General features: G+C 67.1%; 8 protein-coding genes. 6 read left to right on the forward strand and 2 right to left on the reverse strand.

The annotated features are described in order from the left end of the window. The first annotated feature begins 10 nt into the window (after positions 1 to 10). Positions 11 to 697, forward strand: coding sequence for a GntR family transcriptional regulator (locus F3J43_RS16280; RefSeq protein ID WP_166888532.1), 687 nt, complete (start codon positions 11 to 13; stop codon positions 695 to 697). Here F3J43_RS16280 and F3J43_RS16285 read toward each other — a convergent pair. Then, positions 679 to 1,641 carry a GlxA family transcriptional regulator gene (locus F3J43_RS16285; protein ID WP_166888535.1) on the reverse strand — a complete coding sequence of 321 codons (963 nt, stop codon included), beginning with the start codon at positions 1,639 to 1,641 and terminating at the stop codon, positions 679 to 681. The two genes, F3J43_RS16280 and F3J43_RS16285, sit on opposite strands and share 19 nt — an antisense overlap. 149 nt (positions 1,642 to 1,790) lie before the next feature. On the opposite strand from F3J43_RS16285, the gene F3J43_RS16290 reads away from it, so the two are divergent. The 3 genes from F3J43_RS16290 to F3J43_RS16305 all read left to right on the forward strand — a co-directional run bounded on the left by F3J43_RS16290 (position 1,791) and on the right by F3J43_RS16305 (position 4,277). Continuing rightward, positions 1,791 to 2,432, forward strand: a complete 642-nt coding sequence (locus tag F3J43_RS16290) for an HD domain-containing protein (protein ID WP_166888538.1) — start codon at positions 1,791 to 1,793, stop codon at positions 2,430 to 2,432. Between the two features lie 208 nt (positions 2,433 to 2,640). Then, a complete protein-coding gene (locus F3J43_RS16300; RefSeq protein ID WP_166888541.1) occupies positions 2,641 to 3,084 on the forward strand; it encodes a GNAT family N-acetyltransferase in 444 nt (147 codons plus the stop codon). 164 nt (positions 3,085 to 3,248) lie between these two features. Next, entirely contained in the window at positions 3,249 to 4,277 is a 1,029-nt protein-coding gene (locus F3J43_RS16305; RefSeq protein WP_205297908.1) for a hypothetical protein, read from the forward strand. A 21-nt stretch (positions 4,278 to 4,298) separates the two neighbouring features. On the opposite strand, the gene F3J43_RS16310 is transcribed toward F3J43_RS16305, so the two are convergent. Next, on the reverse strand, positions 4,299 to 4,742 hold the full coding sequence (locus tag F3J43_RS16310) for a PACE efflux transporter (protein WP_166888544.1): 444 nt from the start codon (positions 4,740 to 4,742) through the stop codon (positions 4,299 to 4,301). A 106-nt stretch (positions 4,743 to 4,848) separates the two neighbouring features. Between F3J43_RS16310 and F3J43_RS16315 the strand changes: the two genes are divergently transcribed. Beyond that, positions 4,849 to 5,742 carry a LysR family transcriptional regulator gene (locus F3J43_RS16315; RefSeq protein WP_166888547.1) on the forward strand — a complete coding sequence of 298 codons (894 nt, stop codon included), beginning with the start codon at positions 4,849 to 4,851 and terminating at the stop codon, positions 5,740 to 5,742. Between the two features lie 133 nt (positions 5,743 to 5,875). After that, on the forward strand, positions 5,876 to 6,463 hold a 588-nt coding region (locus tag F3J43_RS16320), incomplete at its 3' end, for a cache domain-containing protein (RefSeq protein ID WP_205297909.1).

Below are 6,463 nucleotides of genomic sequence, written 5' to 3' on the forward strand. Positions count from 1 at the left end.
GAGAGCGCCCATGAGCGCCTGCGCCCCCGCCATGCCCGCCCTGCTCAACGCCGACGAAACCCGCCTGTCGGCGGAGCAGATCTACCCACGCCTGTTCGACGCCATCCTCGAACAACGCCTGCCCCCCGGCAGCGCCCTGCCAGAACAGGCACTGGGCGACGCCTTCGGCGTCAGCCGCACGGTGATCCGCCGGGTGCTCGGCCGCTTGTCCGACCAGCAGGTGGTAGTGCAACGCCCCAGCCATACCGCGCACCTGGCCGCGCCCGATCCAGACCAGGCACGCCAGGTACTCAGCGCCCGGCGCCTGGCCGAGACCACGCTGATCGGCCTGGCCACCCAGCGCGCGCGCCCCGCGCAGATCCGCCAGTTGCGCCAACTGGTCGATCGCGAACGCCAGCATCACGAGCAAGGCCAACGCTGCACGGCGATCCGCCTGGGTGGCGAGTTCCACCTGAAACTGGCGCAGATGGCCGCCAACGCGCCGCTGGCACGCTTTCTCAACGGCCTGGTGCCAATGACCTCGCTGATCATCGCCCGCTACGAATCACCCAGCTGCGAGCACTGCGCCTGGCAAGAGCACGCGGCGCTCATCGATGCGGTGGAGCGCGGCGACGGCACGGGGGCCCTGGCGCTGATGCACGCACACCTCGATCGCCTGGAAGCCAAGCTCGACCTCGATCAGCGCGGCTGCGCGTAACGCTTGCGGTATTCGGCCGGGCTCACTCCGACATGGCGCACGAAAGCACGCCGCAAGGTGTCGGCATTGGCGAAACCGCACAATGCCGCCACCTGCTTGGGTGGCTCCCGGCCAAGCTCCAGGCGCTCCCGCGCGGCATTCACTCGCGCCAGTTCGACCCAGGCCGCCGGAGTCATGCCCACGTCGGCATGGAACAGTCGGGCGAAATGCCGTGGGCTCAGCCCGACCCGCCGCGCCAGGCTGGCGATGCTGTGGTCCTGCGCCGGATGAGCTGCCACATAGCGCTGCAGCCCTTGCAGCACGGAGCGCCCCGTCACCGATGACGCGCCCTGGCGGCTGAACTGCAACTGCCCGCCCGGCCGCTTGAAGTACATCACCAATTGACCGGCCACCCGCTTGGCAATGTCCCGGCCCAGGTCTTCCTCCACCAAGGCCAGCGCCAGGTCCAGCCCTGCGGTCACCCCCGCCGCCGTCCGTACCTTGCCGTCATGCACCTGGATCGCGTCGACCTCCACCTGAACCTGCGGATAACGCGCGGCCAGCGCCTCGGCCACCGCCCAATGGGTGGTGATGCGCCGACCGTCGAGCAAACCGGCCGCGGCCAGGGCGAATGCGCCGGTGCACACCGAACCGTAGCGCCGGCAGGTGGCGCTGCGCTGGCGCAGCCAGTCGAGGATGCCAGTGCGCAGGTGCTGGTCGGCCGCCTGGGGGGTGCCGGCGATCAACAAGGTATCGAACGTATCGAAGGCCTCGCCGATCCAGCCGTCGGGCAGCAGTTTCGCGCCCGAGGAACTGACCAGCGGGCCTGGCTCGCAGGCCAGCAGCAACACGCGATAGGCCTCGTGTCCAGCCTGCCGGTTGGCCTCGGCGAACACATCGAGCGGGCCGCAGGCATCGAGTAGCTGGACACCGGGCATGGCGAGGATGGCGAGGGTGAGGGGCATGGTCTTAAGTCCTGCTGGAGCGGGCTGGGAACGACGAGGTCGACGGTGTCTTGCGACGACGGACAATGGCAGAATCTGACGCATAACGTCAATTGAGGACAATACAACGACTGCGCAGACTGGACACTCCCTCACCAAGGAGCCACACCATGTCCACCTCCATCGCCGGCATCGCCCTCCCCGACAGCGCCATGGCCCGGGAAATCACCGAACTGGTACGCGATACCGCCTCGCCGCTGCTGTTCCACCACTCCAGCCGGGTATTCTACTTCGCCGCCCTCGCCGGCCAGCGGCTGGGCCTGAAATACGATGCCGAACTGCTGTACTGCGGCTGCATGTTCCACGACATGGGCCTGACCCATGCCCACAGCAGCGACTGCTGTCGCTTCGAGGTCGACGGCGCCAATGCCGCGCGCGACTTCCTGCAGCGCCACCGTATCGCCGAGCGCGATATCGAAAGGGTCTGGACCGCCATCGCCCTGCACACCACCCCAGGCATTCCCGAGCACATGCACCCATTGATCGCCCTGGTCACTGCCGGCGTCGAAACCGATGTGCTCGGCCTGCACCATGAAGGGCTCGGCGATGCGCAGCGCGATGCCGTGGTGGCGGCGCATCCGCGCGGCGAGCATTTCAAGGAAGGCATCATCCAGGCGTTCTACGACGGTATCCGTCACAAGCCGCAAAGCACCTTCGGCAACGTCAAGGCCGACGTGATCGCCGACAAGGAGCCTAGCTTCCGCCCCGGCAACTTCTGCAGCGTCATCCGCCAGTCGTGCTGGCCCAGCTGACCTCAGCGAAAAACCACCGCCTCGACACCGGGCAAGGCCTGCACCTCGTCGCCCAGCGACCATTCCGCCGCCCGCGCCGCCAGGGCGCGGGGTACGGGGGCGGTGTCCATGGGCGGCTCCAGGCCTGGGAACGGCCCAAGAGCATAGCGCAGCCCGCGCGCAGGCCGTAGCATGACGGGCGTTTCATCACAGTGCCGAAGGAGGCCACATGAACCACAGCATCGCGCCAGTGGGCGCGGAACACTACGATCGCCTGACCGAGCTCTGGGAAGCTTCGGTACGGGCAACCCACCATTTCTTGCCGGACGGCTATGTCGAACGCCTGCGCCCGCTGGTGCGCGAGCAGTACCTGGGCTTCGTCGAACTGCGCGCCTGGCACGACCTCGACGGCAGGATCCAGGGCTTTGCCGGGGTGCATGACGGCAAGCTGGAGATGCTCTTCGTCGACCCGGCCTGCCGTGGCCAGGGCATCGGCAAGGCCCTGCTGGCCTGCGTGATCGAGGCGCTTGGCGTGCACGAGGTCGATGTCAACGAGCAGAACCCGCAGGCCGTTGGTTTCTACCTCAAGCAAGGGTTCGTCCAGGCCGGCCGCAGCGAGGTGGATGGACAGGGCGACCCGTACCCGTTGCTGCACCTGAAACTGGAGCGCTGAACATGCCACACCAACCTGCAAAGGGGGCCGCTCTGCGGCCCATCGCCGGATACGCCCGCTTCCACAGCGCCTGCCACGCGGTCGCTGTGGAAGCGGGCGTGCCCCGCGCTGACGCACCTATACTCGGATGACCGTCCCGGCCTCAGCCAGAGGAGGCGATCTGCGTGAACCGTGCCCGGATGATCGTCCCGCTCTGCCTGCTACTGGCCCTCGCCGGCTGCGCCGGCAAACGCCCGCCTGCCCCGCCAGCACCGCAGCCCCCCAGCGCGGCGACCTGGCAGCGCATCGACCGGGCACTGCTCGAGGCATCGGCGGCCGCCACTGGCTCGGCCCACGACTATGCCCGGCGCTCGATGCGGGTCTGGAAAGAACAGGTCCAGGTGCGCACCGAAAACAACTTCATCCCCTGGTTCACCGGCTACTGGACCCAGCAATGGCTCACGGTCAAGGTGGCCTGGTACAAGATGAACAGCGGCGACGGCGATGCCACGCCGGAACAGCGCCTGGCCCTTTATCTGCAAGAGCAGTACCGCACGCGGGTGATCGATCCGGTCGCCGAGCAGATCGACCCTGAAGGCATCCGCGACCGCGCCAGCGCGCTCTACCTGCAATTGCTCGGCCAGCAGCTCGCACCGATCATCCAGCGCTACAACGTGCCGCCCGAGCAGTTCAGCCAGCGGCTGAACCGCATCCCGACCATCGCCCTGGGCCCGCCGCCAGCCCGTGACGCCACGCTCTATCAATTGCTGCGGGCCACGTCGCTGGAGCAACAGCCAGCCTGGCTGTCGCTGCGCCAGCACCTGCACCAGCAAGCCGCCAAGGCCCCCGGCCGGACCGAGGCAGGATTGTCCTCGGTGGCCGCCCAGGCCAGCGAGAAGCTCGGCGCCAGCCTGGCCCCGCGCGGCATCGCCAGTGCAGTGGCAACGGCCGTGGGCAAGGCGGCGGGAGCGATGATCTCGGTGGCGGTGGCCGGCTACGGCATGCTCAGCCACAACAGCGAGCAGCCGCAAATGGTCGACCAGTTGCGGGTAATCCTCAACCTGGCCCTGAACGAGCAATGGCAGGCATTGATGGAGAACCGCCAGAGCGGGGCCATGGCGGGGGTGTACTACTTGTCGGGGCAGGTGGAGGACAGCCTGCTGAGCAACCCGATGCAGGCCGTGGAGCAGGCGCCTGTACGCAAGGTGCCTTGAGGCGGCCTGCCCCGCGTCGGCTCAGGCCGCGCTGCCCTGGGGCGTGGCCATCGCCGAGGCCGGCAGGCCGAAGATCCGGTCGAACGCCCAGTTGTAGACGAAGGTGTAGCACGGGATCAGGATGATGAACGCCAGGTCCACCAGGAACGCCTCCAGCAGGGTCATGTCCAGCCACCAGGCGATCAGCGGGATCAGGTACACCACCAGGGTCAGCTGGAAGCCCACCGCATGCGCCACTCGCCGGCCCAGGCTGCGGCCACGGGTGGCCTGGCGGCTTTCCCAGTACTCGAACAGGCTGTTGTAGATGAAGTTCCAGATCATCGCGATGGTGGTGATCATCACGGCCAGCGGCCCGGTGTGCGAAGCCTGGGTATCGGACAGGTAGGCCAGCCCCAGGGTCGACATGCACAGGCCGATCATTTCATAGAAGGTCACGTAGACCAGTTTGCGTTTGAGTCCTTGCACGGAATTACCTTACTTGCTGCGTGTGGGGTGGAAAGGCGGCAAGAATGCTTCAATGCACTTGACAGGAAAAGTCAGCACCTTTCAGATTTACTGAAAGGAGGCCCTCATGAACTTTTCCAGCGACACCATCCTGCTGTTTCTCGCCGTGCTCGACCGCGGCTCGTTCTCCGCCGCCGCCCGGGCCCTCGGGCGCGTGCCTTCGGCAGTCAGCATGGCCATCGGCAACCTCGAGGCGGAGCTGGGCTACCCACTGTTCGAACGTGGCGCCCGCGAAGCCCGCCCCACCGCCCAGGCCCAGGCCCTGGAGCCTCACGCCCGGCTGATCGCCGAACAGCTCGGCCTGCTCGAGGTGCACGCCCTGGAACTGTCCCGCGGGCTGGAGAGCAGCCTGGCCATCGCCGTGGTGCCGGACATCGACCAGCGCCCACTGCTGGATGCCATCGCCCGCCTCGGCGAGCGCCATCCGCTGCTGGACATCGAACTGCTCGCCGCGCCCCAGGAAGAAGCCCTGCATCTGCTCGACAGCGGCCGGGTCAGCCTGTGCCTGGCATTCGCCGGCCTACAGGTCGATCCGCGCCGCAGTTTCCAGCACATCGCCATGGAGTCGCTGGTAGCCACCCTGTCCCCCCGCCACCCCGCCTACCTCGAAGGGCGCATCCGCGACCTCGAGGACCTGGTCAGCCTGCGCCAGATCCTGGTGCGCAGCCGCGACCTGCCGCTGACCGACCCGCGCTCGCTGATCGGCACCTCGCACTGGCGCACCGACAGCCTCGACCTGGCCTTGCAGATGGTCGAGGCCGGCCTGGGCTGGGGCGACCTGCCGCTGTCCCGGGTGGCGCCGCTGATCGCCAGCGGGCGCCTGGTGCGCCTGGACTTTCGCAACACCCATAACGCCCTGGAACTGCCGGTACATGCCTTCTGGCTCAAGCAGCAGGTGCTGGGACAAGCGGCCAGGACCCTGGTCGGCCTGCTCGCCTCGAAACAACTTGTCACCGAATGAGGACGATTCGGCAAAACTGCGACATTTAGTCTTTCAACCTTTTGTTGATCCGGCCGATATGGAGGCAACAGGTCTGCCATTTCGCGCCACAAGCGCGCGGCGCCCTCCCTTCACTGGCCCAAGGTCTCGAAACATGAACCTGAAATTCCGCCACAAGATCCTGCTCAGTGCCTGCGGCGTGGTCGTCCTGGCATTCGCGCTGTTCACCCTCTACAACGACTACCTGCAACGCAACACCATCCGCCAGAACATCGAGTCGTCGGTGCGCCAGGCGGGCCTGCAGACTGCCAGCAGCGTGCAGAACTGGATGAGCGGACGCATCCTGGTGCTCGAGAACCTGGCCCAGGACATCGCCCAGCAAGGCGCCGGCAGCAACGTGCCAGGCCTGGTCGACCAACCGTCGTACACCAACAACTTCCAGTTCACCTACTTCGGCCAGAACACCGGCCTGTTCACCCAGCGTCCCGACGCCAAGATGCCTGACGGCTACGATCCGCGTCAGCGTCCCTGGTACACCCAGGCCGTGGCCGCCAACCAGACCATGCTGACCCCGCCTTACATGGCGGCGGTCGGCGGCCTGGTGGTGACCATCGCCATGCCGGTCAAGGCCAAGGGCAGCGGCGAGCTGCTCGGCGTGGTCGGCGGCGACCTCAGCCTCAGCACCCTGGTCGACATCATCAACGCCGTCGACTTCGGCGGCATCGGCCACGCCTTCCTGGTC

Source organism: Pantoea sp. Cy-639 (assembly GCF_011752525.1).
Taxonomy (GTDB): domain Bacteria; phylum Pseudomonadota; class Gammaproteobacteria; order Pseudomonadales; family Pseudomonadaceae; genus Aquipseudomonas.

What these genes read in the sequence shown, in the direction of transcription:
- F3J43_RS16280 (WP_166888532.1), top strand. Translation starts at nt 11, where the DNA reads ATGAGCGCCTGCGCCCCCGCCATGCCCGCCCTGCTCAACGCCGACGAA.
- F3J43_RS16285 (WP_166888535.1), bottom strand. Translation starts at nt 1,641, where the DNA reads ATGCCCCTCACCCTCGCCATCCTCGCCATGCCCGGTGTCCAGCTACTC.
- F3J43_RS16290 (WP_166888538.1), top strand. Translation starts at nt 1,791, where the DNA reads ATGTCCACCTCCATCGCCGGCATCGCCCTCCCCGACAGCGCCATGGCC.
- F3J43_RS16315 (WP_166888547.1), top strand. Translation starts at nt 4,849, where the DNA reads ATGAACTTTTCCAGCGACACCATCCTGCTGTTTCTCGCCGTGCTCGAC.
- F3J43_RS16300 (WP_166888541.1), top strand. Translation starts at nt 2,641, where the DNA reads ATGAACCACAGCATCGCGCCAGTGGGCGCGGAACACTACGATCGCCTG.